Source organism: Aquibium oceanicum, from assembly GCF_001889605.1.
Taxonomy (GTDB): Bacteria; Pseudomonadota; Alphaproteobacteria; order Rhizobiales; family Rhizobiaceae; genus Aquibium; species Aquibium oceanicum.
This window is the reverse complement of the sequence record NZ_CP018171.1, coordinates 3,321,898-3,345,031: the sequence shown is the minus strand read 5'-3', so window position 1 is coordinate 3,345,031 and position 23,134 is coordinate 3,321,898. Positions and strand designations below refer to the sequence as shown.

At 65.7% G+C, this 23,134-nt stretch carries 21 protein-coding genes and 1 tRNA gene; 17 read left to right on the top strand and 5 right to left on the bottom strand.

Going from position 1 to position 23,134, the window contains the following annotated elements; translation table 11 throughout:
• Positions 1-51 precede the first annotated feature (51 nt).
• From BSQ44_RS16380 to BSQ44_RS16365, 4 genes are all read left to right on the top strand, one after another.
• Positions 52-882, top strand: a complete 831-nt coding sequence (locus tag BSQ44_RS16380) for an outer membrane protein assembly factor BamD (protein ID WP_072606065.1) — start codon at positions 52-54, stop codon at positions 880-882.
• A gap of 16 nt (positions 883-898) precedes the next feature.
• Positions 899-2,563: a DNA repair protein RecN gene (recN, locus tag BSQ44_RS16375; RefSeq protein WP_072606063.1), complete on the top strand. Its 1,665-nt coding sequence runs from the start codon at positions 899-901 to the stop codon at positions 2,561-2,563.
• A 528-nt stretch (positions 2,564-3,091) separates the two neighbouring features.
• Positions 3,092-5,245 carry an NAD-dependent DNA ligase LigA gene (ligA, locus tag BSQ44_RS16370; protein ID WP_072606061.1) on the top strand — a complete coding sequence of 718 codons (2,154 nt, stop codon included), beginning with the start codon at positions 3,092-3,094 and terminating at the stop codon, positions 5,243-5,245.
• A gap of 86 nt (positions 5,246-5,331) precedes the next feature.
• The gene (locus BSQ44_RS16365; protein ID WP_072606059.1) at positions 5,332-5,541 is read left to right on the top strand and encodes a hypothetical protein; all 210 of its coding nucleotides are present in this window, start codon (positions 5,332-5,334) and stop codon (positions 5,539-5,541) included.
• A gap of 47 nt (positions 5,542-5,588) precedes the next feature.
• Here the strand turns inward: BSQ44_RS16365 and BSQ44_RS16360 are convergent, their stop codons facing one another.
• On the bottom strand, positions 5,589-7,415 hold the full coding sequence (locus BSQ44_RS16360) for an aminopeptidase P family protein (protein WP_072606056.1): 1,827 nt from the start codon (positions 7,413-7,415) through the stop codon (positions 5,589-5,591).
• 238 nt (positions 7,416-7,653) lie between these two features.
• Between BSQ44_RS16360 and BSQ44_RS16355 the strand changes: the two genes are divergently transcribed.
• Positions 7,654-7,833 carry a hypothetical protein gene (locus tag BSQ44_RS16355; protein ID WP_072606054.1) on the top strand — a complete coding sequence of 60 codons (180 nt, stop codon included), beginning with the start codon at positions 7,654-7,656 and terminating at the stop codon, positions 7,831-7,833.
• 83 nt (positions 7,834-7,916) lie between these two features.
• Here BSQ44_RS16355 and BSQ44_RS16350 read toward each other — a convergent pair whose 3' ends face one another.
• From BSQ44_RS16350 to BSQ44_RS27230, 4 genes are read right to left on the bottom strand one after another with little or no spacing between them, the layout of a single operon-like run.
• Positions 7,917-8,792 (bottom strand): 50S ribosomal protein L11 methyltransferase, encoded by an 876-nt coding sequence (locus tag BSQ44_RS16350; protein WP_072606052.1) that lies wholly within the window; start codon positions 8,790-8,792, stop codon positions 7,917-7,919.
• Between the two features lie 16 nt (positions 8,793-8,808).
• Entirely contained in the window at positions 8,809-9,930 is a 1,122-nt protein-coding gene (locus BSQ44_RS16345) for an FAD-dependent oxidoreductase (RefSeq protein WP_072606050.1), read from the bottom strand.
• 23 nt (positions 9,931-9,953) lie between these two features.
• Positions 9,954-10,532, bottom strand: a complete 579-nt coding sequence (locus BSQ44_RS16340; RefSeq protein ID WP_072606048.1) for an SCO family protein — start codon at positions 10,530-10,532, stop codon at positions 9,954-9,956.
• Positions 10,533-10,567: 35 nt separating this feature from the next.
• Positions 10,568-10,711, bottom strand: coding sequence for a hypothetical protein (locus BSQ44_RS27230; RefSeq protein ID WP_169858331.1), 144 nt, complete (start codon positions 10,709-10,711; stop codon positions 10,568-10,570).
• 162 nt (positions 10,712-10,873) lie between these two features.
• On the opposite strand from BSQ44_RS27230, the gene BSQ44_RS16335 reads away from it, so the two are divergent.
• The 12 genes from BSQ44_RS16335 (at position 10,874) to rpoB (ending at position 23,000) form a co-directional block, all read left to right on the top strand.
• Positions 10,874-11,362 (top strand): CreA family protein, encoded by a 489-nt coding sequence (locus BSQ44_RS16335; protein WP_072606046.1) that lies wholly within the window; start codon positions 10,874-10,876, stop codon positions 11,360-11,362.
• Positions 11,363-11,451: 89 nt separating this feature from the next.
• Positions 11,452-12,090, top strand: coding sequence for a DapH/DapD/GlmU-related protein (locus BSQ44_RS16330; RefSeq protein WP_072606044.1), 639 nt, complete (start codon positions 11,452-11,454; stop codon positions 12,088-12,090).
• A gap of 110 nt (positions 12,091-12,200) precedes the next feature.
• Positions 12,201-12,992: a bestrophin-like domain gene (locus BSQ44_RS16325; protein WP_083534778.1), complete on the top strand. Its 792-nt coding sequence runs from the start codon at positions 12,201-12,203 to the stop codon at positions 12,990-12,992.
• Between the two features lie 115 nt (positions 12,993-13,107).
• On the top strand, positions 13,108-14,799 hold the full coding sequence (locus BSQ44_RS16320) for an NAD+ synthase (RefSeq protein WP_072606040.1): 1,692 nt from the start codon (positions 13,108-13,110) through the stop codon (positions 14,797-14,799).
• Between the two features lie 124 nt (positions 14,800-14,923).
• A tRNA-Trp gene (locus BSQ44_RS16315) sits at positions 14,924-14,999 on the top strand.
• 268 nt (positions 15,000-15,267) lie between these two features.
• The gene (gene secE / locus BSQ44_RS16310) at positions 15,268-15,471 is read left to right on the top strand and encodes a preprotein translocase subunit SecE (protein ID WP_072606038.1); all 204 of its coding nucleotides are present in this window, start codon (positions 15,268-15,270) and stop codon (positions 15,469-15,471) included.
• A gap of 26 nt (positions 15,472-15,497) precedes the next feature.
• Positions 15,498-16,025: a transcription termination/antitermination protein NusG gene (nusG, locus tag BSQ44_RS16305; RefSeq protein WP_072606036.1), complete on the top strand. Its 528-nt coding sequence runs from the start codon at positions 15,498-15,500 to the stop codon at positions 16,023-16,025.
• A gap of 155 nt (positions 16,026-16,180) precedes the next feature.
• Entirely contained in the window at positions 16,181-16,609 is a 429-nt protein-coding gene (gene rplK, locus BSQ44_RS16300; RefSeq protein WP_072606034.1) for a 50S ribosomal protein L11, read from the top strand.
• A 4-nt stretch (positions 16,610-16,613) separates the two neighbouring features.
• On the top strand, positions 16,614-17,315 hold the full coding sequence (gene rplA, locus BSQ44_RS16295) for a 50S ribosomal protein L1 (RefSeq protein WP_072606032.1): 702 nt from the start codon (positions 16,614-16,616) through the stop codon (positions 17,313-17,315).
• A gap of 395 nt (positions 17,316-17,710) precedes the next feature.
• Complete coding sequence (gene rplJ, locus BSQ44_RS16290) at positions 17,711-18,229, top strand: 50S ribosomal protein L10 (RefSeq protein ID WP_072606030.1); 519 nt, start codon at positions 17,711-17,713, stop codon at positions 18,227-18,229.
• A gap of 54 nt (positions 18,230-18,283) precedes the next feature.
• Positions 18,284-18,661: a 50S ribosomal protein L7/L12 gene (gene rplL / locus BSQ44_RS16285; RefSeq protein WP_072606028.1), complete on the top strand. Its 378-nt coding sequence runs from the start codon at positions 18,284-18,286 to the stop codon at positions 18,659-18,661.
• Between the two features lie 202 nt (positions 18,662-18,863).
• Positions 18,864-23,000, top strand: coding sequence for a DNA-directed RNA polymerase subunit beta (gene rpoB / locus BSQ44_RS16280; RefSeq protein WP_072606026.1), 4,137 nt, complete (start codon positions 18,864-18,866; stop codon positions 22,998-23,000).
• Positions 23,001-23,134 lie beyond the last annotated feature (134 nt).

Sequence of the window (23,134 nt, the reverse complement as noted above, 5' to 3'; positions counted from 1 at the left end):
GGATTCGAGCGACGAATGAACGCGACACGAAGTGCCGTTAGAGGCGGGTGGATGAGACGAGCGACATTTGCGGCGCCGTTCGCGGCATTGTCGCTGGCGCTCGGTGGATGTGCCAGCGAAAAGGACATCGACCTGTCGAGCTACGTGCAGGACATCGAGCCGGCCGACACGCTCTACAACCAGGGCCTCGCCAATCTCGAAGCGGGGCGCATCAAGGAAGCCATCGCCAAGTTCGAGGCGGTGGATCGCCAGCATCCCTATTCCGAGTATGCCCGCAAATCCATGGTGATGAGCGCCTTCGCCAACTACCGGCGGGGGAACTACGTGGACTCGATCAATTCCGCCAAACGCTACGTCGCGCTCTACCCGTCGAGCGAGGACGCGGCCTATGCGCAGTACATCGTCGGGCTGAGCTACTTCCGCCAGATCCGCGACGTGACGCAGGACCAGAAGGAAGCCCGCCAGACGCTCGAAGCGATGGACGAGGTGATCACGCGCTGGCCCGAGTCGCAGTATGTCGAGGACGCGAAGGCCAAGAAGCGTTTCGCGCGCGACCAGCTCGCCGGCAAGGAGATGCAGATCGGCCGCTACTATCTGGAGCGGCGCGAATACGTCGCAGCGGCCAAGCGGTTCCGCAACGTGGTCGAGGTCTATTCCGACACCCGCCACGTCGAGGAGGCTCTGGCACGCCTGACGGAGACCTATTACGCGATGGGGCTCGCCTCGGAGGCGCAGACGGCCGCCGCGGTGCTTGGCCACAACTATCCCGACAGCCAGTGGTACCGCGATTCCTACAAGCTCCTGCAGACGGGCGGCCTGGAGCCGCGCGAGAACAAGGGCTCGTGGATCTCCAAGGCCGGAGCCGTCCTGCTCGGCACCTGATGGCGGCAGGCTAGCGATGCTGGTCCAACTGTCGATCCGCGACATCGTGCTGATCGAGCGGCTCGACATCGACTTCGCGCCGGGCTTGTCCGTGCTGACCGGCGAGACGGGTGCGGGAAAATCCATCCTTCTCGACGCACTCTCGCTGGCGCTCGGCGGGCGCGGCGACGCCTCGCTCGTCCGCCACGGCGCGGCCCAGGGGCAGGTGACGGCCGCCTTCGACGTGCCGCTCGACCATCCCGCCCGTAAGCTGATCGCGGAGAACGCGATCGACGACGAGGGCGACATCCTGCTCAGGCGCGTCCAGAACGCGGACGGCCGGTCGCGCGTCTTCGTCAACGACCGCCCGGCGAGCGTCGCCCTGATGCGCGACATCGGGCGGGCGCTGGTCGAGATCCACGGCCAGCATGACGAGCGCGCCCTGGTCGATCCCGGCGCCCATCGCGATATTCTCGACCTGTTCGGGCGGCACGACACCGAAGTCTCGGAGACGCGGCGCAGCTGGAACCTGTGGCGGCAGGCCGAAGCCGACCTCGCCCGTCACCGGGCGCGCGTCGAAGCGGCGGCGCGCGAGGCGGACTATCTGCGCGCATCCGTCGATGAACTCGACAAGCTCGACCCGATGGATGGCGAGGAGACCGAGCTCGCCGGCCTGCGCTCCTCCATGATGAAGGCGGAGAAGATCGCGTCGGAGATCGGCGAGGCGCAGGAGCTTTTCGCCGGCAACGCCTCGCCCGTGCCGCTGCTGGCAAGCCTCGTGCGCCGGCTGGAGCGCAAGTCCGCCGAGGCGCCCGGGCTCCTTGAAGAGGTCGTAAAATCGCTGGACGAAGCGCTGATCGCGCTCGACGCGGCGCAGACCGGCATCGACGCCGCGATGCGGGCCACCGAGTTCGATCCGAAGCGCCTGGAGCAGGCCGAGGAGCGGCTGTTCGCGCTGCGCGCCGCGGCACGCAAGCACAACGTCACCGTCGACGCGCTGCCAGACCTCCGCGCCCGCATGGTCGCCGATCTCGCCGAGCTCGATGCGGGGGAGGAGAGGCTCGCGCTGCTCGAGACCGCGGCTGCGGACGCACGGACGCGCTACGACGCGATCGCCGCGTCGCTGTCGGCCCTGCGGCGGGATACGGCCGCATCGCTCGCCGACGCCGTGATGGCCGAACTGCCGGCGCTTAAGCTCGAACGGGCCGAGTTCATCGTCGAGATATCCACCGAAGCGGAAGACCGCCGCGAGGAGGGCATCGACCAGGTCGAGTTCTGGGTCCGCACCAATCCCGGCTCGCGGCCGGGGCCGATGGCAAAAATTGCGTCCGGCGGCGAGCTGTCGAGGTTCCTGCTGGCGCTGAAGGTGGCGCTGGCTGATCGCGGCTCGGCCCCAACGCTGGTCTTCGACGAGATTGACACCGGCGTCGGCGGCGCCGTGGCGGACGCCATCGGCGCCCGGCTGGCGCGGCTGGCGCAGCGCGTCCAGGTTCTGTCCGTCACCCACGCGCCGCAGGTGGCCGCGCGCGCCGCGACGCATTTCCTCATCTCCAAATCCGGCGGCGCGGACCATGTCGCCACGGGGGTGGCGCAGCTTCCCCGCGCGGCGCGGCAGGAAGAGATCGCCCGCATGCTCGCCGGGGCGACCATCACGGAAGAGGCGAGGGCCGCGGCGGGGCGGCTGCTTCAGGAGACGGGGTAGCGGCCGGTCCGCTTCCGGCGGACGGTTGCCTGGCGCACGTGGATCGGATTTCGACGGTCCGCTGGCCTGGCCGGAAAAAACCCATGGATGTCATCCACTTGCCGTGCCCGGTACGTCCAGCCGAACGGAAGTTTATCCACGGGACCAGCGGGGCTCGTATCCTTGTGGACGCAGCTTGCCGGCGGGAACGGGACGTACGACCGGACGGCCCAGGCAAGTGTGGCGCCGGACGGGACCCGCGAACGGTGGCGGGGACTTTCCGGCCTCGGTTCGGACTGTGCGCCGTCTTCCGAAGGGGAGTCGGCCGGAAAGGATCGAGGGAAAACGCCGGCGGCGCATGGCAGCGCGTCGAGTATTTTTCAACAGAGGACGCAACGCCATGCGCCGTTTCCCTCGGGCACCCCGGCCGGCCACGGCGCGGGAACGCGAAAGCATGTCCGGATGGCAGGATGGCTGTCGTCGCCACTTGAACCGCCGCCACGTGGCTGGGCATAGTCCAGCGCCAATTTGCAGATCCGGAACCCTCGCATGACCACGCCCGCCAAGCCGATCGACACCCTGACGCAGGAGGAAGCAGCGGCCGAACTGGAGCGCCTGGCCGGCGAGATCGCCCGGCACGACCGGCTCTACCACCAGAAGGACGCGCCGGAGATTTCCGACGCCGACTACGACGCGCTGCGCCAGCGCAACGCCGAGATCGAGGCGCTTTTTCCCGAACTGATGCGCGAGGATTCGCCTTCGAAGGCGGTGGGTGCCGCTCCGTCGACAACTTTTGCGCCGGTTCGGCACGAAAAGCCGATGCTGTCGCTCGACAACGTGTTCTCCGACGAGGACGTGGTCGATTTCGTCGCTTCGGTGCGGCGCTTCCTCGCGCTTTCAGAAGGCGAGCTGGTCTTCACCGCCGAGCCCAAGATCGACGGCCTGTCGATGTCGCTGCGCTACGAGAAGGGCAGGCTGGTGACGGCCGCGACTCGCGGCGACGGTACGACGGGCGAGAACGTCACCGCAAACATTCGCACCATCGACGAGATCCCGAACGATCTCCCGTCTGATGCGCCGGACCTGATCGAGGTACGCGGCGAGGTTTACATGCGCCGCGACGACTTCTTCGCGCTCAACCAGCGCATGGCCGAAACCGGCCAGGTCTTTGCCAATCCGCGCAATTCGGCCGCCGGCAGTCTCAGGCAGAAGAACCCGGAGGTGACGAAGTCGCGGCCGCTGAAGTTCTTCGCCTATGCCTGGGGCGAAACCTCCGCACCACTGGCCAAGACCCAGTACGATGCCGTGCAGCGCCTCTCGGACTGGGGCTTCGTGGTCAACGACCTGATGCTGCGGTGCGCTTCGCTGGAGGAGATGCTGGCTCAGTATCGCAGGATCGAGGCGATGCGCGCGACGCTGCCCTACGACATCGACGGCGTCGTCTACAAGGTCGACCGCCTCGACCTCCAGGAACGCCTCGGCTTCCGCTCGCGCTCGCCGCGCTGGGCGACCGCGCACAAATTCCCGGCCGAGAAGGCGACGACGGTGCTGGAAAAGATCGACATCCAGGTCGGCCGTACCGGGGCAATGACGCCGGTGGCGCGGCTGAAGCCGGTGACGGTCGGCGGCGTGGTGGTGACCAACGCCACGCTGCACAACGAGGACTACATCCGCGGCGTCGGCAATGACGGCCAGCCGATCCGCGAGGGCAGGGACATCCGCGAGGGCGACACGGTCATCGTGCAGCGCGCGGGCGACGTCATCCCGCAGATCCTCGATATCGTTCCGGAGATGCGCCCGGCTGACGCGAAGCCCTATTCGTTTCCGCACAAGTGCCCGGTCTGCGGCAGCCATGCCGTGCGCGAGGAGGGCGAGGCGGCGTGGCGCTGCACCGGCGGGCTGATCTGCGCCGCGCAGGCGATGGAGCGCATCCGCCATTTCGTCTCGCGCAATGCCATGGACATCGAGGGCCTGGGCGAAAAGCAGATCGAGTTCTTCTTCAATCATCCCGACGAATCGCTGCGCATCCGCGAGCCGGCCGACATCTTTTCGCTGAAGGACCGGCAGGGGCGGTCGCTGACGAAACTCGAGAACATCGAGGGCTTCGGCGAGGTCTCCGTGCGAAAGCTCTTCGCGGCAATCGACGAGCGCCGCCGGGTGCAGCTGTCGCGCTTCCTCTTCGCGCTCGGCATAAGGCACATCGGCGAGACAAACGCCAAGCGCCTGGCGCGGCACTTCCTATCCTTCGAAAAGCTGCGCGAGGCGGCCGAGACCGCCAAGATGCCGGAAGGCAAGGGCGACCCCGGCAACGAGGAATGGCGCGAGATCGTCGGCGTCAACGGCATCGGCTCGGTGGTGGCCGAGGCGCTGGTGGATTTCTTCGCCGAAGGACACAACCGCGACGCCGTCGACGCCCTGCTCGAGGCGGATGTGACGCCGGAGGACGAGGAGCCCGTCGGCGAAATCTCCTCGCCCGTCGCCGGCAAGACCATCGTCTTCACCGGATCGCTGGAGCGCATGTCGCGCGACGAGGCCAAGGCCATGGCCGAGCGCCTCGGCGCTAAGGTCGCTGGCTCGGTATCGAAGAAAACCGACCTCGTCGTCGCCGGCCCCGGCGCCGGCTCGAAGCTGAAGCAGGCGACGGACCTCGGCATCGAGGTGATCGACGAGGACGCCTGGTTCGAGCGGGTGGGGGCAGGGTGAGGGTTGACGGCCGGAACCGGACGAGAAAAGGGGCGTTGCTTTCGTGTGCGAACGAGAGGAGCAATCCTGTGAGAACGAGAACCTTCATGGCTGGCGTCGTCGGGCTGATGGTCAATGCCGTGCTCTTCGGAACCGGCGCCGTCATCGTGCTTTCCGTGCCCGAACTGCGCGAACACGCCGCCTACCTCATCGCGGCCGTCGTCCTGGCGAGCCTTGTGGCGACTCCCCTGATCGCCTGGAAGATCGCCCCGCGAATGCGACTACGATACTGGCGAGAGCGCGAAAACGCGGCCTGATCCGCGACAGGTCAATCCAGCGCATCAAACTGCGGCCGGGTAGACGTTCAGAGCGGTCGCGCGGTCGCTTCCAGCCAGGTGCGGTCTTCCTCATCGAGCATCGGGCCGATCTCCGCCAGAACACGGGCATGGTAGGCGTCCAGCCACTCGTGCTCCTCCGCCGTGAGCAGGTCGCGCACGATCAGTCGGCGGTCGAAGGGCGCGAGCGTCAAGGTCTCGAAGGAATGCATCGGCTTGTCGCCGCCCGGCACGGGCTCGGCGTCGCCGACCACGATCAGGTTCTCGAGCCGGATACCGTAGTGGCCGGCCTTGTAGTAGCCGGGTTCGTTGGAAATGATCATGCCGGGAAGGAGCTTTTCGGTGCCCGTCTTGGCGATCCGCTGCGGACCCTCGTGCACCGAGAGATAGGCCCCGACGCCATGTCCGGTTCCGTGACCGTAATCTAGGCCGGATTTCCAAAGGGAAAGGCGTGCAACGACGTCGATGTCGGCGCCTCGCGTCCCGGCGGGAAATTTCAGAAGCGAAATGCCGATCATGCCCTTCAGCACCAGCGTGTAACGCTCGCGCATCTCCTCGCTCGGCTGTCCGATCGGGACTGTGCGCGTGATGTCGGTCGTGCCGTCCTGGTACTGCGCGCCCGAATCCACCAGGAACAGTTCGCCTTCGCCGAGCGTGCGGTTGGTCGCCTCCGTGACGCGGTAGTGGATGATCGCGCCGTTCGGTCCCGCTCCGGAAATCGTGTCGAAGGAGATGTCGCGCAGCGGCATCTGGGCTTCCTCGCCCGCGCGACGGCGCGCGGCCTCCAGTTCGGCGACGGCGCGGATTTCGTCGACTGTGCCCGGTTGCTGACGGTCGAGCCATGCGAGATAGCGCGTGACGGCTGCGCCGTCGCGGCGATGGGCGGCGCGGCTGCCGGCGAGTTCGGCGGCGTTCTTGGTGGCACGGGGTAGCCTGGCCGGATCCGTCATCCTCAGAACCTTGCCGCCGTTTTCCTCGACCAGCATCCGCAGCTTTTCAGCGGCAAGCCCGTGGTCGAGCCCGATGGCTCCGCCCGACGCGGCGAGCCGCGCGATCTCGTCGTCGAGCGCGGAGGGTTCCTTCAGGTCGGCGAGCTGGGTGAGGTAGGCCTTCACCTTCATCGACAGCTTGCGCGCGTCCATGAACAGCATCGGCCGGCCTTCGGCGGACAGCACCGCGAATCCGAGCGCCAGCGGCGTGTGCGGCACGTCGCGACCCCTGATGTTGAAGGCCCAGCACAGCGACGAGGGGTCCGTCAGCACGCAGTGGTCCGCGCCCTCCTTCACCACGATGCCCGCGAGATCGGCGAGCTTGTCCACCGCGAGGCGGCCGGCGAAACGTTCCGGGTGGATCTCGACCTGTTCCAGCGGCGGGCCGGGCTGGTCGTCCCATACGGCGTCGATCGCGTTGCGCTCCACCGGAACGAGCGTGCCATTTCGCTTGCCCATCGCCTTGCGCAGCGCCGCGGCGTCTCCGATCGTGTGCAGCCACGGGTCGAAGCCGAGCCTCAGGCCTTCGGGCGCGTTCTCGCCGGTCCAGGCGGGCGGAGGGGTTTCGATGAGGCTCTCGACCGCGAAGAGGGACGAGTCCACCTGCGCGGCTGCCTGCAGCGTGTAGCGCCCGTCGACGAAGAGATGGGCGCTGTCGGCGAGGATCAGCGCAACGCCGGCCGAGCCGGTGAAGCCCGTGATCCAGCATAGCCGTTCGGCGCGCGCCGGAACGTATTCGCCCTGATGCTCGTCGGCGCGCGGCACGAGGAACCCGTCGAGGCCTTTGCTGCCGAGCCATTCGCGCAACCGTGCCACGCGCGGTGCGGCCAGGGAGGGATCCGAGACGGTTTCGAAGCTTTGGAACATGGGAGGCTGGGACTATCCGGTTTGACGCGGCGCGACCCTAGTCGCGCGGGAGCCGCGCCGCAACGCATCGGGCGGAGAATCAAAGGTTGAACGAAGTCTTACCGCGATGCACAAATTTCTCTCGCACATGCGAAGAACGCATGGGTGGCATGCATGATCGGTGCTGGTAAAATGGGTCAGTGATCCTTACCTTCCAAAACGTGGAGGACAGAAACTTCCAACACGAAGGATTTTCGAGATGGCACAACGGACCGGATTTTTCCGCAACGCGGTTGGCGCACTCGTCGAGGCGCGCCAGCGTCAGGTGAACCGCTACGTCAACGGCGCGCTTCTCATGCTCGATGACGAGACGCTGAAGACGCATGGCTATGACCGCAACGAGCTGAAGAAGCAGGGCGGCGCCTACTACATGTTCTAGAGTTTCTCGCGCGGACTCGGGGCGGGCCCGCTGCCGACGAGAAGGCGGCTTCCTGCGGGGAGCCGCCTTTTTCGTTCGGGCACTCAGCCCCGCTTCAGGTGAATCGTCACCCATTCCCCCTTCACCAGCGTGTGCACGTGGCGGAATTGCTGTCCGGCATAGGCGGCGATCACCGCGCGACGCTGGCGCGTGAGGATGCCCGACAGAATCAGCGAGCCGCCGGGCGCGAGATGTCTCGCCATGTCCGGCGCGAGGTTCATCAGCGGGCGCGCGAGAATGTTGGCGACGATCAGGTCGTAGGGCGCACGCGCGGCGATCGCGCGGTGGGAAAAGCCCGTCGCCGTGACCGCATCGACCAAGGACGCGACGCCGTTGGCGCGGATGTTTTCGCGCGCGACCTCGACCGCGACGGCATCGATGTCGGTGGCGAGCACCGGGATACGGGCGAGCTTGGCGAGTCCGATCGCCAGCACCGCGCTTCCCGCACCGAGGTCCAGCGCGTTGCGCGGATGCTCCTGCCGCGTGACGCGCTCGATCGTCTCAAGGCACCCCGCCGTGGTTCCATGGTGGCCCGTGCCGAAGGCGAGCCCGGCCTCGATCTCGATCGCGAGGTCGTTGGCCCTGATCCTGTTGCGGTCGTGGCTCCCGTGCACCAGGAAGCGGCCCGCGCGGACCGGCTTCAGCCCCTCGAGCGATTTGGTGACCCAGTCGATCTCCGGCAGGATTTCGGCCTCGACCGATCCATCGATGCCACTTGCGGCCAGCACCTGGTCGGCACGCCGCTTTTCCTCCGCACCGTCCCCCTCGACGTAGAGTTCCACGAGTTCGATGCCGCGCGCTTCATCGATTTCGGTGATCCCGACGGGATAGCCGTCGTCCTCGAACTCGACTTCGAAGAGGGCATAGATTCGCCGAGCATCCGCGCGCGGCGCGGTGATCGAAAGCTTGGCTTGCGGCAAGGACGAGGTCTCCGGATCAGGCAGGAAGCCAGGGTGGGGCGGGCGTGTCGAGCCCGAGCACGCCGTTCAGGCCTTCCTGCCTCACGCGCGGGATGGCGGCAAGCAGCGGCACGGCTAAATTCCTCAGCGCGCAGAGGATGGGGTTCCGCATCAGAATGAGCCGGGTCATGCGGCGCGTGTCGGCCAAGACGGTTTCGACCGCCGTCAAGCGAAGGCGCGTGTATTCGCCGGTGCGCCCCTCGTCGATCAGCCAGGCCAGCCAGCAGGCGTCTTCGATGCCGAGGTTCATGCCGCGCCCGCCGACGGGGGAGTGGATGTGCGCGGCGTCTCCGGCGAGGAAGATGTTGCCCTTCGCCATCTGCGCGGTGTGGCGGAAGGAAACGTGGAAATCGGATTCCCACAGCACGGCATCCACGGGCGCGGGATGCTCGATGCGCTCGCGGAAATCGGGCAGGGTCGAGACGTAGCGCAGGATGCTGGGGCTGACGGGCAGGCGCGCGATGACGCCCGGATCGAAGAACCGCGCCTCGGCGTAGCTGGTGTCGACCGGGGCGGCGTACCGATAGTCGGCGAGGTAGAAGGTTTCCGACAGCGCGCTGCCGGGAAAGTCGAAGCCGGCCGACTTGCGCATCGTCGAGTGCGCCCCGTCCGCGCCGATGACGATGTCGAACGGCTCGTCCTTGCGGCTGCCGTCCGGGAGGGCTAGCGTCGCCACGGGTATTTCCGGATCGGAGACCGCCACGCATTCCGTGCGCCACTCGACCGCGATGCCGTACGCTGCGAGCGCCTCGGCCAGGATACGCTCGGTGCGTCCCTGCGGCAGCGCATGCATGCCGCGATGGCGGCTGTCGGTCGCAAGGAGGTCGATGGTCATCAGCCGCCGGACGCCCGCGCCGATTCGCATCTCGCAAATCTGCTGCGCCTCGGCGAGGAGCTTTTCGGTGACGCCGGAGGGTTCGAGCAGGAAGAGCGTGCGGGCGTTGACGGCGAGCGCCCGGCTCTGCACTGCCGGCGCGAGATCGTCGCCCTCGTCGACGATCCGGGGCCGATAGCCGCGGCGGGCGAGTTCGAGCGCCGCGGTAAGCCCTACCGGACCCGCGCCGGCGATCAGGATGCGGAGGTTTCGCTTCGCCGGCATGGATCCTCTCCGAAGGCTGGGGCTCAGCCTTCCTTTTCGAGCCGCTTGAGCTTGGCGATCGCCGTGTCGGCGTTCTCGCCATAGGCGATGGTGCCGAAGAAGTCGCCATCGCGGCCGAGCAGCAGGATGGAGGCGGTGTGGTCCATGGTGTAGTCGCCGCCGTCGAGCGGCACTTTTCTGGAATAGATGCCGAACGACTTCGTCATTGCCGCGATCTTGTCCGGGTCGCCGGTGATGCCGGTGATGCGGTCGGACACGTTGGAGACGTAGGAATCCATGATGTCGGGCGTGTCGCGTTCGGGATCGACGGAAACGAAATAGGCGCGGATGTCCTCGCCTTCCGGTCCGAGCTGCTTCAGCCAGCCGTCCATCTCGTAGAGCGTGGTCGGGCAGACTTCGGGGCAATGTGTGAAGCCGAAGAACACGGCGGTCGGATTGCCGCGGAAGGCTGCTTCCGTGATCGGCTCGCCCTTCTGGTCGACCAGTGCGAACGGCTCGCCGAACGGTTCGCCGCCGAAGGTGGTGCGGTACCAGTCGAAGGTGAGCCAGCCGACCGCGGCGGCGACGAGGACGACGATACCGACGATTATTCCACGCATCATGACTGGTCAGGCTTTCGTTCTTGGCGGGCCGGCGCTCAGAAGCACCAGGACAGGCCGCTCTCGGCGAGCGTGAGCAGCATCCGCGGCCCGCTCTCCACCCACATCGCGAACGCCGCGCCCGTCGCCGCCGCGAGGGCGAAGAGCGCAAGGCCGGTCCGGACTGCAAGGCGGGTGGACATTCTTCTTTCGGGTCCGCTTCTGGCGACTATCGTTTCTGCCGTTGAACATAATGCCTGGCGGCGCCGAGCGCAAAGGTGGCCGAGTGTCGCTGCGCCGGCCGCCTTGCATGGCCCGCGCCGCCGCCCCATTTGCGATCCTGAAGAATCCTCGGGAGAATATTGATGGTCAGAACTTTCATCGCCGCCGCCACCGGTCTCGCCGCGCTCGGCCTGGCGGCGTCCGCGACGGCGCAGGAGGTCGGCGAGATCGGCGTCGACTGGCTGGGCAACGACATTATCATTGAGGCGATCCACGATCCCAAGGTCGAGGGTGTCACCTGCCACGTCTCCTATTTCGAGCGCGGCATGATCGACCGGCTGCAGAAGGGCAACTGGTTCGAGGACCCCTCCAACACCTCGATCGCCTGCCGCCAGACCGGGCCGATCCGGATCGGCGACATCGACCTCGGCAAGGACGGCGAGGAGGTCTTCAAGCAGGGCATCAGCCTGATCTGGAAGAAGCAGGTGGTGAACCGCATCTACGACCGGCAGAACGAGACGCTGATCTACCTCTCGCACTCGCGCCAGGTGCAGGACGGCTCGGCCAAGATGGCAATCTCGACAGTGCCGCTCTATGGCCAGCAGGTCGAGTGGACCGAAGGCAAGCCTTAGGAACACCACCCTGGCGGCTGCTAGTGGTGATTCTCCGGCATCCCACGCGACCGCTTGCCGCCATCCCCGGCGCCCGCTAGTGCTCGGCCATGGCCGAGGATCTCCGCTTCACCGACCCCGAACCGCGAATCCACCCTACCGCCGAGTTGAAGGGCTGCCGTCTGGGGCGCTACGTGGTGGTGGCCGAGCGGGTTATCCTGCGCGAGGTGACGGTCGGCGACTTTTCCTATTTCGAGCGGCACGGCGAGGCGATCTACACGAGGATCGGAAAGTTCTGCTCGATCGCGGCGAACACGCGCATCAATGCGCTGGAGCACCCGCTGGAACGCGCGACCACGCATAAGATCAGCTACCGGCCGAACGAGTATTTTCGCTATCTCGGGGTCGACCAGGCGTTTCGCGAGCGGCGCAGGGAAAAGAGCGTGACGATCGGCAACGACGTTTGGATCGGCCACGGCGCGGTGATCCTGCCCGGCGTGACGGTCGGCGACGGCGCAGTGGTCGGAGCGAACGCCGTGGTGACGAAGGACGTCTCCCCCTACGCGATCGTGGGCGGAGCGCCTGCTCGGACGATCCGCATGCGATTTGCCGACGCGGTGGTCGAGCGGGTGTCGCGGCTAGCGTGGTGGGACTGGCCTCTCGAGCGGCTGTTCGAAGCCGTGCCGGATATGCAGGCGCTGGAAATCGGGGCATTTCTCGACAAATGGGAGGCGATCGCGGGCGACTGAATGCCCGACGGATGCGCCGAAACACACGAGAAGATTGACAAGCCGGCCGCTCCCGGCCCGAATACGCAACCGGCCGGTCGGGCCGGAGCGTGGTGGAGGAGCCGGACGGCATGGCGTGGGATGCTGGGCGTATTGCGATGGAACTGCTGCTCGGGGTCGGATTTGTCGGCGCCACCATCGCCGTGACGCTCGGCTTCTACTTCGCGATGCGGTGGGTGACCGGCGGAGACCCGGACGCGCGTAGCCGTGATCTCGCGGGTTCGGTGATCTTCCGCATCTCCGCTCTGCACGGGCTGATCCTGGCGCTGGTGTTCGCGCAGGAGATGGTCGAGTACCAGCAGCTCAAATACGAGGCCGCGATCGAGGCGAACGCCATCGCCGACGTCTATTTCGATGCGGGACGGTACGGAGGCGAAGGCCGCGAACCGATCCAGGGCGCGATGAAAGACTATGTCGCGCTGATCGTGGACGAGGAGTGGGCGCTGCTCGCCGATACCGGGCGTCTGGCTCCCGCCGCATGGGGCCATTGGGACGTGGCCTACAACGGCGTCCTCGATCTGTCCCCGGCCACCGACCGGCAGAGGAGCCTGCGCGACCATATGCTCTCACAGCTCCACGCAATCGCCGAGACGCGCGTCAAGCGCGAGAACCACGGCTCCGGCTCGATCAGCGGCATGTTCTGGTTCGCGGCCATGTCGGGCGTGGTGCTCATTTCGCTGGCCTACTATTCTTTCCCGCCCGAACGCTTCAATCTCGTCCTGATCTCGATGTTCGGTGCCTTCACCGGCATCATTCTCTTCCTGATCTATGCATTCTCGAACCCCTACGGCTTCCCCGGCCAGCTCGAGCCCGGACCGCTGTTGCGGCTTCAGGAACAGCTCGCCCGCTCCACATCCGGCTAGCGGGCTTCCTCGTTCTTCTTCGCAACGGACGATTGGGAAGCCCCGACGCCGCCGTGCCGATGAGACCTCGCTGTAGCCGATTGCCGGCCGGCGCACCGCGCGCTAAACCCGGGCCATGACCTCGTCCGCTCCCTCCACGCTCCGCATCGCCGTCGCCCAGCTGAACCCGATCGTGGGCGACATCGCCGGCAATCTGGCCAAGGCGCGGCAGGCGCGCGCGGAAGCGGCGCGGCATCGGGCGGACCTCGTCTTCTTCACCGAACTCTTCATCGCCGGCTATCCGCCGGAGGACCTGGTGCTGAGAACCTCCTTCGTGGCCTCATGCGAGGAGGCGGCGAGGGCGCTCGCGGCCGATACCGCCGACGGCGGGCCGGGCGTGATCGTGGGCGTGCCGCTGAAGCGCGCGAGCGGGCTGCACAATTCGATCATCGTCGCGGACCACGGCGAGATCATAGCCGAGCGGCACAAGTACGACCTGCCGAACTACGGCGAGTTCGACGAAAAGCGCGTGTTCCAAGCCTCGCCCGAGATCCAGGGGCCGGTGAACTTTCGCGGCATCCGACTGGGAATTCCGATCTGCGAGGATATCTGGGGAGACTTCGGCGTCTGCGAGACGCTGGCCGAGAGCGGGGCGGAGATCCTGTTGGTGCCGAACGGTTCGCCTTACTATCGCGGCAAGACGGACGTGCGCCAGCAGGTCGTCATCCGACAGGTGATCGAGAGCGGCCTGCCGATCCTCTACGCCAACCAGATGGGCGGTCAGGACGATCTCGTCTTCGACGGCGCCTCCTTCGCCATAGGCGCCGACAGGTCGCTGGCTTTCCAGATGAGCCAGTTCGAGGAAGCCGTGATGGTCACGACCTGGAAGCGTGGAGACGCGCAAGGGGAGGGGGATGGCTGGCGCTGCGTGGACGGGCCGATGTCGCGTATCCCGGAGGCCGAGGAGGCCGACTACCGCGCGTGCATGCTGGGCCTGCGCGACTACGTCAACAAGAACGGTTTCCGGAACGTGGTGCTGGGCTTGTCGGGCGGCATCGATTCGGCGCTGTGCGCGGCACTCGCCGTCGACGCGCTGGGCGAGGAGCGGCTGCACGCGATCATGCTGCCCTACCGCTACACCTCGAAGGAATCGCTCACCGACGCCGAGGCCTGCGCGCGCGCGCTCGGCTGCCGCTACGACACCGTGCCGATCGCCGAGCCGGTCGAGGGTTTCACGCATGCGCTGAGCCATCTCTTCGAGGGCACGCAGGAAGGCATCACCGAGGAGAACCTGCAGAGCCGCTCGCGCGGCGTGATCCTCATGGCGGTGTCGAACAAGTTCGGCTCGATGGTGGTGACCACTGGCAACAAGTCGGAAATGTCGGTCGGCTACGCCACGCTCTACGGCGACATGAACGGCGGCTTCAATCCGATCAAGGACCTCTATAAGATGCAGGTCTATAAGCTGGCCGCCTGGCGAAACACCACGGTGCCGCCTGGTGCGCTCGGACCGTCGGGCGAGGTGATCCCGCAAAACATCATCGACAAGGCACCGTCCGCCGAACTGCGCGAGAACCAGACCGACCAGGATTCGCTGCCGCCCTATCCGGTGCTGGACGACATCCTGGAGTGCCTGGTCGAGCACGAGATGTCGACCGAGGAGATCGTGGCGCGCGGACATCCGCGCGAGACCGTCACGCGCATCGAGCACTTGCTCTACGTAGCGGAGTACAAGCGCCGGCAGGCTGCGCCCGGCGTCAAGATCACGCGCAAGAACTTCGGCCGCGACCGGCGCTATCCGATCACGAATCGGTATCGCGACGGGTAGCCGCGAGGCACGGGCATTCCGAGCCCTGGTTTCGTCATTGCAGGGCGGCGAAATTTCGGATGCCGCGAATGGCACAACGCGATTGCAAGGCGCGTGCGCGATGTGTATGAAGCCGCCTGCGCTTAGGGGTATAGCTCAGTTGGTAGAGCGGCGGTCTCCAAAACCGCAGGTCGCAGGTTCGAGCCCTGCTGCCCCTGCCATCGGATCGCGGGCCGGCGTCTCCCTGCGTCACCCGTTCGATATGGAACAATTTCGCGATCGGGCGAAATGGCCACTTGCATCTGCGCGTGTTCATCTTTAGATAGCTGCATCCAGACACACGGTGCGTGAGGCCTGAATTGGCTTTACGTGCCCTTATTGCATGGGCGGAATATTCGGGATTCGAATGTCCGTTCGTGAGCGAAGAACGTTCCCTTCATCGGGACCATCAGAAGCCCGGCCTACGGGTACTCGAAAGCAGAGCGGCAGATGGCGTCAAAGACCACCAACCCATTTACCTTTCTCCAGCAGGTTCGCCAGGAAACCTCGAAGGTCACCTGGCCGTCCCGGCGCGAGACGCTGATTTCGACCGTCATGGTTCTCATTTTTGCGTTTCTTGCGGCCATTTTCTTTTTCGCCGCCGATCAGGTCATGGCGCTCGGCGTCGAACTGATCCTCGGCATCGGGCGATAGACCGGCGACTACGGAGAGCATTTGATATGACTGCGCGGTGGTACATCGTCCACGCCTATTCGAATTTCGAGAAGAAAGTCGCCGAGGACATCGAGAACAAGGCGCGCCAGAAGGGTCTTTCCGGCCAGATCGAACAGATCGTCGTGCCGACCGAGAAGGTGGTGGAAGTGCGCCGCGGCCGCAAGGTGGACGCCGAGCGCAAGTTCTTCCCGGGCTATGTGCTGGTGCGCGCCAATCTCACCGACGCGGTGTTCTCGCTGATCAAAAACACGCCGAAGGTGACGGGCTTCCTGGGCGACGCGCGTCCGGTGCCGATCACCGACGCCGAAGCCGACCGCATCCTGCACCAGGTGCAGGAGGGCGTGGAGCGGCCGAAGCCCTCGATCTCCTTCGAGATCGGCGAGCAGGTGCGCGTGTCGGACGGGCCGTTCGCCTCGTTCAACGGCTTCGTGCAGGAAGTGGACGAGGAGCGTGCGCGCCTCAAGGTCGAGGTGTCGATCTTCGGCCGCGCCGTCCCCGTCGATCTGGAATTCGGTCAGGTCGAGAAGGGCTGACCGGAAATCCCGCCGGCTTTGGCCGGAGGGTGGCGCGGGCGAGTTCGCCGGCGTCGAGTGGGTGGAAGGGACAAGCGGCTTAAGCCGGCCGCGGACCCGCACCACCCGGCTGCAACCGCCGGATGCGTCCGGCATGAAACCAGGGCAGAAAAGAAATGGCTAAGAAGATTGCAGGCCAGCTCAAGCTCCAGGTCGCAGCGGGATCGGCGACGCCGTCGCCCCCGATCGGCCCGGCGCTCGGTCAGCGCGGCATCAACATCATGGAGTTCTGCAAGGCGTTCAACGCCCAGACCCAGGAAATGGAAAAGGGTCAGCCGACCCCCGTCGTCATCACCTACTACCAGGACAAGTCGTTCACCTTCGTCATGAAGACGCCGCCGGTGAGCTACTTCCTGAAAAAGGCCGCCAAGCTGAAGTCGGGCTCCAAGGAGCCGGGCAAGCAGAAGGCCGGCGAGATCTCCCGCGACAAGGTACGCGAGATCGCCGAGGCGAAGATGAAGGATCTCAACGCGAACGACGTCGACGCGGCCATGCGCATGGTCGAGGGTTCGGCGCGGTCCATGGGTCTCGAGGTCGTGGGGTAAGACGATGGCAAAGACAGCAAAACGAGTCGTCAAGTCCCGCGAGGGCCTCGATCCCAACAAGTCCTACGACCTCGCAGAGGCCGTGAAGATGCTCAAGGAGCGGGCCACCGCCAAGTTCGACGAGACCATCGAGATTGCGATGAACCTCGGCGTCGATCCGCGCCATGCGGACCAGATGGTGCGCGGCGTTGTGAACCTGCCCAACGGCACTGGCCGCACGGTGCGCGTGGCGGTGTTTGCGCGCGGCGCCAAGGCCGAGGAAGCGACCAAGGCCGGTGCCGACATCGTCGGCGCGGAAGACCTGGTCGAGACCGTGCAGAAGGGCGAGATCAACTTCGACCGCTGCATCGCCACGCCGGACATGATGCCGCTGGTCGGCCGTCTCGGCAAGGTGCTCGGCCCGCGCGGCATGATGCCGAACCCGAAGGTCGGCACCGTGACGATGGACATCGCCTCGGCCGTCAAAGCCTCCAAGGGCGGCGCCGTCGAGTTCCGCGTCGAGAAGGCCGGCATCGTGCATGGCGGCGTCGGCAAGGCCTCCTTCGATCTCGACAAACTGGTCGAGAACGTGCGCGCTTTCGCCGATGCGGTCGTCAAGGCGAAGCCCGCCGGTGCGAAGGGCAACTACGTCAAGAAGGTCGCGGTGTCCTCCACGATGGGCCCCGGCCTCAAGATCGATCCGTCGACGCTGACCGTAGCGTCCTGATCCGATTTCTCCGGAAAACCCCGCAAAGGGTTTCCGGATAACGAATTCCGGGCCTCCGGGCCCGGATTCCGGAAGGGTAAGACCTTCCGGTGCGGGAGGGAAACCTTCCGTAATCCTGTCCGAGATTGCAGGCGGTCCAGGGTCACCTGGTCCTTAATCCGCATGGGTCTGCATGAGACGGGGACGACCCGACAAGGGAGCCGCGAGGCTCCGGAGTAGGTTCGAACCGTGTTTGCCTTTTGTCTGCGCGTTGTGAGGGATCCGTTCCCGCGGAACGTGGCGAAAGGGGGCAGGATCCTCGAGTGCCGCTCGGGCGATCTTTATCGATGGCCCGGCCGGCAAAAGGCAACCCGACGGTTTCTCCCGCAAGGAGGGCCGTCAACTGGAGATAGGCAGTGGACAGAGCGGAAAAGCGCGAATTCGTCACGGACCTGCACGGGGTGTTCAACACCTCGGGTTCGGTCGTCGTGGCCCACTATGCCGGTATCACCGTTGCGCAAATGAACGATCTTCGTACGAAGATGCGCGCAGCCGGCGGTACCGTAAAAGTCGCGAAGAACCGTCTCGCCAAGATCGCTCTTCAGGGCACGGAATCGGAAGGCATGCAGGCCCTGTTCACTGGACAGACCCTGATTGCGTATTCCGAGGATCCGGTTGTGGCGCCGAAGGTCGCGTCCGAATTCGCCAAGGGGAATGACAAGCTCGTCATTCTCGGCGGCGCAATGGGTGCGACCGGACTCGACGCCGAAGGTGTGAAGGCGCTTGCGACGTTGCCGTCGCTCGATGAGCTTCGCGCCAAGCTGGTGGGGATGATCTCCACGCCGGCAACCCGGATCGCCCAGGTCGTCAACGCGCCGGCAGCCCAGTTGGCCCGCGTGTTCGGCGCCTATGCCCGGAAGGACGAGGCGGCATGAGGCCGTTCCTCGCTGTCACCATCACACGTTCGAACCTCATGAAGGAAAAAGACAATGGCTGATCTCGCCAAAATCGTTGAAGACCTGTCGAGCCTGACCGTCCTCGAGGCGGCTGAGCTCTCGAAGATGCTCGAAGAGAAGTGGGGCGTTTCCGCTGCCGCTCCGGTCGCGGCCGTGGCCGCCGGCGGCGGTGCCGCTGCTGCCGCTCCCGTCGAGGAGAAGACCGAGTTCGACGTCGTGCTCGCCGATGCGGGCGCACAGAAGATCAACGTCATCAAGGAAGTCCGCGCCATCACCGGCCTGGGCCTCAAGGAAGCCAAGGACCTCGTCGAGGCCGCTCCGAAGGCGGTCAAGGAAGGCGTCAACAAGGCCGATGCAGACAAGATCAAGGACCAGCTCGAGAAGGCTGGCGCCAAGGTCGAACTGAAGTAGTCATCGCGTTCCGGCGGACGGGTCCTCCCGTCCGCCAACCCGCCGGGTTCGCCCGGCGGCGAACGACGCGAATGGTTGGGAACCCTTTTCCTGGCGGCCGCAAGCGGCTTTCAGGCAACGGGTTTTCGCCCGTTTTGGATAGCCGCTGCGCGTAGCCTGCAGCGGATTGGAAGACAAGCCAGTAAGGCAGCAAGGAGCGACGATGGCCCAGACCCACACGTTCAATGGTCGCAGGCGCGTACGCAAGTTCTTCGGGAAAATACCGGAAGTTGCGGAAATGCCGAACCTCATCGAGGTTCAGAAAGCATCCTACGACCAGTTTCTCATGGTTGAGGAGCCGAAGGGCGGCCGGGCGGACGAGGGTCTGCAGGCCGTTTTCAAGTCCGTGTTCCCGATCTCCGACTTCTCCGGAGCCTCGATGCTGGAATTCGTCAAGTACGAGTTCGAGGCCCCGAAGTTCGACGTCGACGAGTGCCGCCAGCGCGACCTGACCTACGCCGCGCCGCTGAAGGTGACGCTGCGCCTCATCGTGTTCGATATCGACGAAGACACCGGCGCCAAGTCGATCAAGGACATCAAGGAGCAGGACGTCTACATGGGCGACATGCCGCTCATGACATCGAACGGCACCTTCATCGTCAATGGTACCGAGCGCGTGATCGTGTCGCAGATGCACCGTTCGCCGGGCGTCTTCTTCGATCACGACAAGGGCAAGTCGCACTCCTCGGGCAAGCTGCTGTTCGCCGCGCGCGTCATTCCCTACCGCGGCTCCTGGCTCGACATCGAGTTCGATTCCAAGGACGTCGTGCACGCCCGCATCGACCGCCGCCGCAAGATCCCGGCGACGTCGCTGCTGATGGCGCTCGGGATGGACGGCGAGGAGATCCTCGACACGTTCTACAACAATCTCACCTACGAGAAGGACGGCGACAACTGGCGCGCGCCGTTCTCGCCCGACCGCTTCCGAGGTCGCAAGGCCGTGGCGGAACTGGTCAATGCCGACACCGGCGAAGTGCTTGTCGAGGCCGGAAAGAAAATCACCGCGCGCCAGGCGCGGCAGCTGGTCGAGAAGGGCGTGAAGTTCATCCGCGCCACCGAGGACGACATCTACGGCAGCTACCTCGCGCGGGACGTCGTCAATCCCGAGACGGGCGAGATCTATCTCGAGGCCGGCGACGAACTCGACGAGAAGACGCTGAAGGTTCTGCTCGACGCCGGCATGACCGAGATCGAGGTGCTCGACATCGACCACGTCAACGTGGGCGGCTACATCCGCAACACGCTGGCGATCGACAAGAACGAGAGCCGCCAGGACGCGCTGTTCGACATCTACCGTGTCATGCGCCCGGGTGAGCCGCCGACGCTCGACACGGCCGAAGCCATGTTCAAGTCGCTGTTCTTCGATTCGGAGCGCTACGATCTCTCGGCCGTCGGCCGCGTGAAGATGAACATGCGCCTTGAACTCGACTGCCCGGACACCGTGCGCGTGCTGCGCAAGGAGGACATCCTGGCGGTGGTGAAGACGCTGGTCGAACTCCGCGACGGCAAGGGCGAAATCGACGACATCGACAATCTCGGCAACCGCCGGGTGCGTTCGGTCGGCGAGCTCATGGAGAACCAGTACCGCGTCGGTCTCCTGCGCATGGAGCGCGCGATCAAGGAACGCATGTCCTCGATCGAGATCGACACCGTGATGCCGCAGGACCTGATCAACGCCAAGCCGGCGGCCGCCGCCGTGCGCGAGTTCTTCGGCTCCTCGCAGCTGTCGCAGTTCATGGATCAGACCAACCCGCTGTCGGAGATCACCCACAAGCGCCGCCTGTCTGCGCTCGGCCCCGGCGGTCTGACCCGCGAGCGCGCCGGCTTCGAAGTGCGCGACGTCCACGTCACGCACTACGGCCGCATCTGCCCGATCGAGACGCCGGAAGGTCCGAACATCGGCTTGATCAACTCGCTCGCCACCTTCGCCCGGGTCAACAAGTACGGCTTCATCGAGAGCCCGTACCGCAAGATCGTCGACGGCAAGGTGACGCTGGACGTTGTCTACCTGTCGGCGATGGAAGAGGCCAAGCACTACGTCGCACAGGCGAACGCAGTGCTCGACGCCGAAGGCTCCTTCACCGAGGAATTCGTCATCTGCCGCCACTCTGGCGAGGTGATGATGACTCCGCGCGAGAACGTCGACCTGATGGACGTGTCACCCAAGCAGATGGTCTCCGTCGCCGCGGCGCTGATCCCGTTCCTCGAGAACGACGACGCCAACCGCGCGCTGATGGGTTCCAACATGCAGCGTCAGGCCGTGCCGCTGGTACGCGCCGAGGCTCCCTATGTAGGCACCGGCATGGAGCCGGTGGTGGCGCGCGATTCGGGCGCCGCGATCGCGGCGCGCCGCACCGGCATCGTCGACCAGGTGGACGCGACCCGTATCGTCATCCGCGCGACCGAGGACGTCGATCCGGGCAAGTCCGGCGTCGACATCTACCGGCTGATGAAGTTCCAGCGCTCGAACCAGAACACCTGCATCAACCAGCGTCCGCTGGTGCGCGTGGGCGACCGGATCGAGAAGGGCGACATCATCGCGGACGGCCCGTCGACGGAACTCGGCGATCTGGCGCTCGGCCGCAACGTGCTCGTCGCGTTCATGCCGTGGAACGGCTACAACTACGAGGATTCGATCCTGCTTTCCGAGCGCATCGTGTCCGATGACGTCTTCACCTCGATCCACATCGAGGAGTTCGAGGTCATGGCGCGCGACACCAAGCTCGGACCGGAGGAGATCACGCGTGACATTCCGAACGTGTCGGAAGAGGCGCTGAAGAACCTCGACGAGGCGGGCATCGTCTACATCGGCGCCGAGGTGCAGCCGGGCGACATCCTGGTCGGCAAGATCACGCCGAAGGGCGAAAGCCCGATGACGCCGGAGGAAAAGCTCCTGCGCGCCATCTTCGGCGAGAAGGCGTCGGACGTTCGCGACACCTCCATGCGCATGCCCCCCGGGACCTTCGGCACGATCGTCGAGGTGCGCGTGTTCAACCGCCACGGCGTCGAGAAGGACGAGCGCGCGATGCAGATCGAGCGCGAGGAAATCGAGCGTCTGGCCAAGGACCGCGACGACGAGCAGGCGATCCTGGACCGCAACGTCTATTCGCGTCTGGTCGACATGCTGAAGGGCAAGGATGCCATCGCGGGGCCGAAGGGCTTCAAGAAGGGCACCTCGCTGTCGAAGGAGATACTCGACGAGTATCCCCGTTCGCAGTGGTGGCAGTTCGCCGTCGAGGACGAGAAGCTGCAGAGCGAGATCGAAGCGCTCCGCGCCCAATACGACGATTCCAAGAAGGCGCTCGAGCAGCGCTTCATGGACAAGGTCGAGAAGGTGCAGCGCGGCGACGAGATGCCCCCCGGCGTCATGAAGATGGTCAAGGTCTTCGTCGCGGTGAAGCGCAAGATCCAGCCCGGCGACAAGATGGCCGGCCGTCACGGCAACAAGGGTGTCGTGTCGCGGATCGTGCCGGTGGAGGACATGCCGTTCCTGGAAGACGGGACGCATGCCGACATCGTGCTCAATCCGCTCGGCGTGCCGTCGCGCATGAACGTGGGCCAGATCCTCGAGACGCATCTGGGCTGGGCCTGCGCGGGCATGGGCCGCAAGATCGGCGATCTGGTCGAGGCCTACAGGGCGGGCGGCGAGATCCAGCCGCTGCGCGACACGCTCGAGCAGCTGATCCCGGACAACGACCGCAACGAACCGGTGCGGCGCTACGACGACGAGAGCGTGGTCAGGCTCGCCGACCAGATGAAGCGGGGCGTCTCCATCGCCACGCCGGTCTTCGACGGCGCGCACGAGGCCGACATCAACGAGATGCTGGAGCAGGCGGGCCTGCACACCAGCGGACAGTCGGTGCTCTACGACGGACGCACGGGCGAACCGTTCGATCGCAAGGTGACGATGGGCTACATATATATGCTCAAGCTGCACCACCTTGTGGACGACAAGATTCACGCGCGTTCGATCGGACCGTACTCGCTCGTCACCCAGCAGCCGCTGGGCGGCAAGGCGCAGTTCGGCGGCCAGCGCTTCGGCGAGATGGAGGTCTGGGCGCTTGAGGCATACGGCGCGGCCTACACGCTGCAGGAGATGCTGACGGTGAAGTCGGACGACGTGGCCGGCCGCACCAAGGTCTACGAGGCGATCGTGCGCGGCGACGACACGTTCGAGGCGGGCATTCCCGAGAGCTTCAACGTTCTCGTCAAGGAAATGCGCTCGCTGGGCCTCAGCGTGGAACTGGAGAACAGCCGCCTGGACGAGCAGCCGGCAAGGCTGCCGGACGCGGCCGAGTAGACGGAAACAGGCGCATCGCGGACCATCCGCGATGCGCGTTTACCGCATGCCCAAGGGGCGCGCGGGTGGTTGTCGGAGGCGGCGCGGAGGCCATATTCAGGGCCATACCGCCGTCAACACCGGGCCGACGGTCC

Bases quoted from the DNA above. Each gene is read 5' to 3' on its own strand.
- BSQ44_RS16380 (WP_072606065.1), top strand. From the start codon at position 52: ATGAGACGAGCGACATTTGCGGCGCCGTTCGCGGCATTGTCGCTGGCG.
- recN (WP_072606063.1), top strand. From the start codon at position 899: ATGCTGGTCCAACTGTCGATCCGCGACATCGTGCTGATCGAGCGGCTC.
- ligA (WP_072606061.1), top strand. From the start codon at position 3,092: ATGACCACGCCCGCCAAGCCGATCGACACCCTGACGCAGGAGGAAGCA.
- BSQ44_RS16365 (WP_072606059.1), top strand. From the start codon at position 5,332: ATGGCTGGCGTCGTCGGGCTGATGGTCAATGCCGTGCTCTTCGGAACC.
- BSQ44_RS16360 (WP_072606056.1), bottom strand. From the start codon at position 7,415: ATGTTCCAAAGCTTCGAAACCGTCTCGGATCCCTCCCTGGCCGCACCG.
- BSQ44_RS16355 (WP_072606054.1), top strand. From the start codon at position 7,654: ATGGCACAACGGACCGGATTTTTCCGCAACGCGGTTGGCGCACTCGTC.
- BSQ44_RS16345 (WP_072606050.1), bottom strand. From the start codon at position 9,930: ATGCCGGCGAAGCGAAACCTCCGCATCCTGATCGCCGGCGCGGGTCCG.
- BSQ44_RS16340 (WP_072606048.1), bottom strand. From the start codon at position 10,532: ATGATGCGTGGAATAATCGTCGGTATCGTCGTCCTCGTCGCCGCCGCG.
- BSQ44_RS27230 (WP_169858331.1), bottom strand. From the start codon at position 10,711: ATGTCCACCCGCCTTGCAGTCCGGACCGGCCTTGCGCTCTTCGCCCTC.
- BSQ44_RS16335 (WP_072606046.1), top strand. From the start codon at position 10,874: ATGGTCAGAACTTTCATCGCCGCCGCCACCGGTCTCGCCGCGCTCGGC.
- BSQ44_RS16330 (WP_072606044.1), top strand. From the start codon at position 11,452: ATGGCCGAGGATCTCCGCTTCACCGACCCCGAACCGCGAATCCACCCT.
- BSQ44_RS16325 (WP_083534778.1), top strand. From the start codon at position 12,201: ATGGCGTGGGATGCTGGGCGTATTGCGATGGAACTGCTGCTCGGGGTC.
- BSQ44_RS16320 (WP_072606040.1), top strand. From the start codon at position 13,108: ATGACCTCGTCCGCTCCCTCCACGCTCCGCATCGCCGTCGCCCAGCTG.
- secE (WP_072606038.1), top strand. From the start codon at position 15,268: ATGGCGTCAAAGACCACCAACCCATTTACCTTTCTCCAGCAGGTTCGC.
- nusG (WP_072606036.1), top strand. From the start codon at position 15,498: ATGACTGCGCGGTGGTACATCGTCCACGCCTATTCGAATTTCGAGAAG.
- rplK (WP_072606034.1), top strand. From the start codon at position 16,181: ATGGCTAAGAAGATTGCAGGCCAGCTCAAGCTCCAGGTCGCAGCGGGA.
- rplA (WP_072606032.1), top strand. From the start codon at position 16,614: ATGGCAAAGACAGCAAAACGAGTCGTCAAGTCCCGCGAGGGCCTCGAT.
- rplL (WP_072606028.1), top strand. From the start codon at position 18,284: ATGGCTGATCTCGCCAAAATCGTTGAAGACCTGTCGAGCCTGACCGTC.
- rpoB (WP_072606026.1), top strand. From the start codon at position 18,864: ATGGCCCAGACCCACACGTTCAATGGTCGCAGGCGCGTACGCAAGTTC.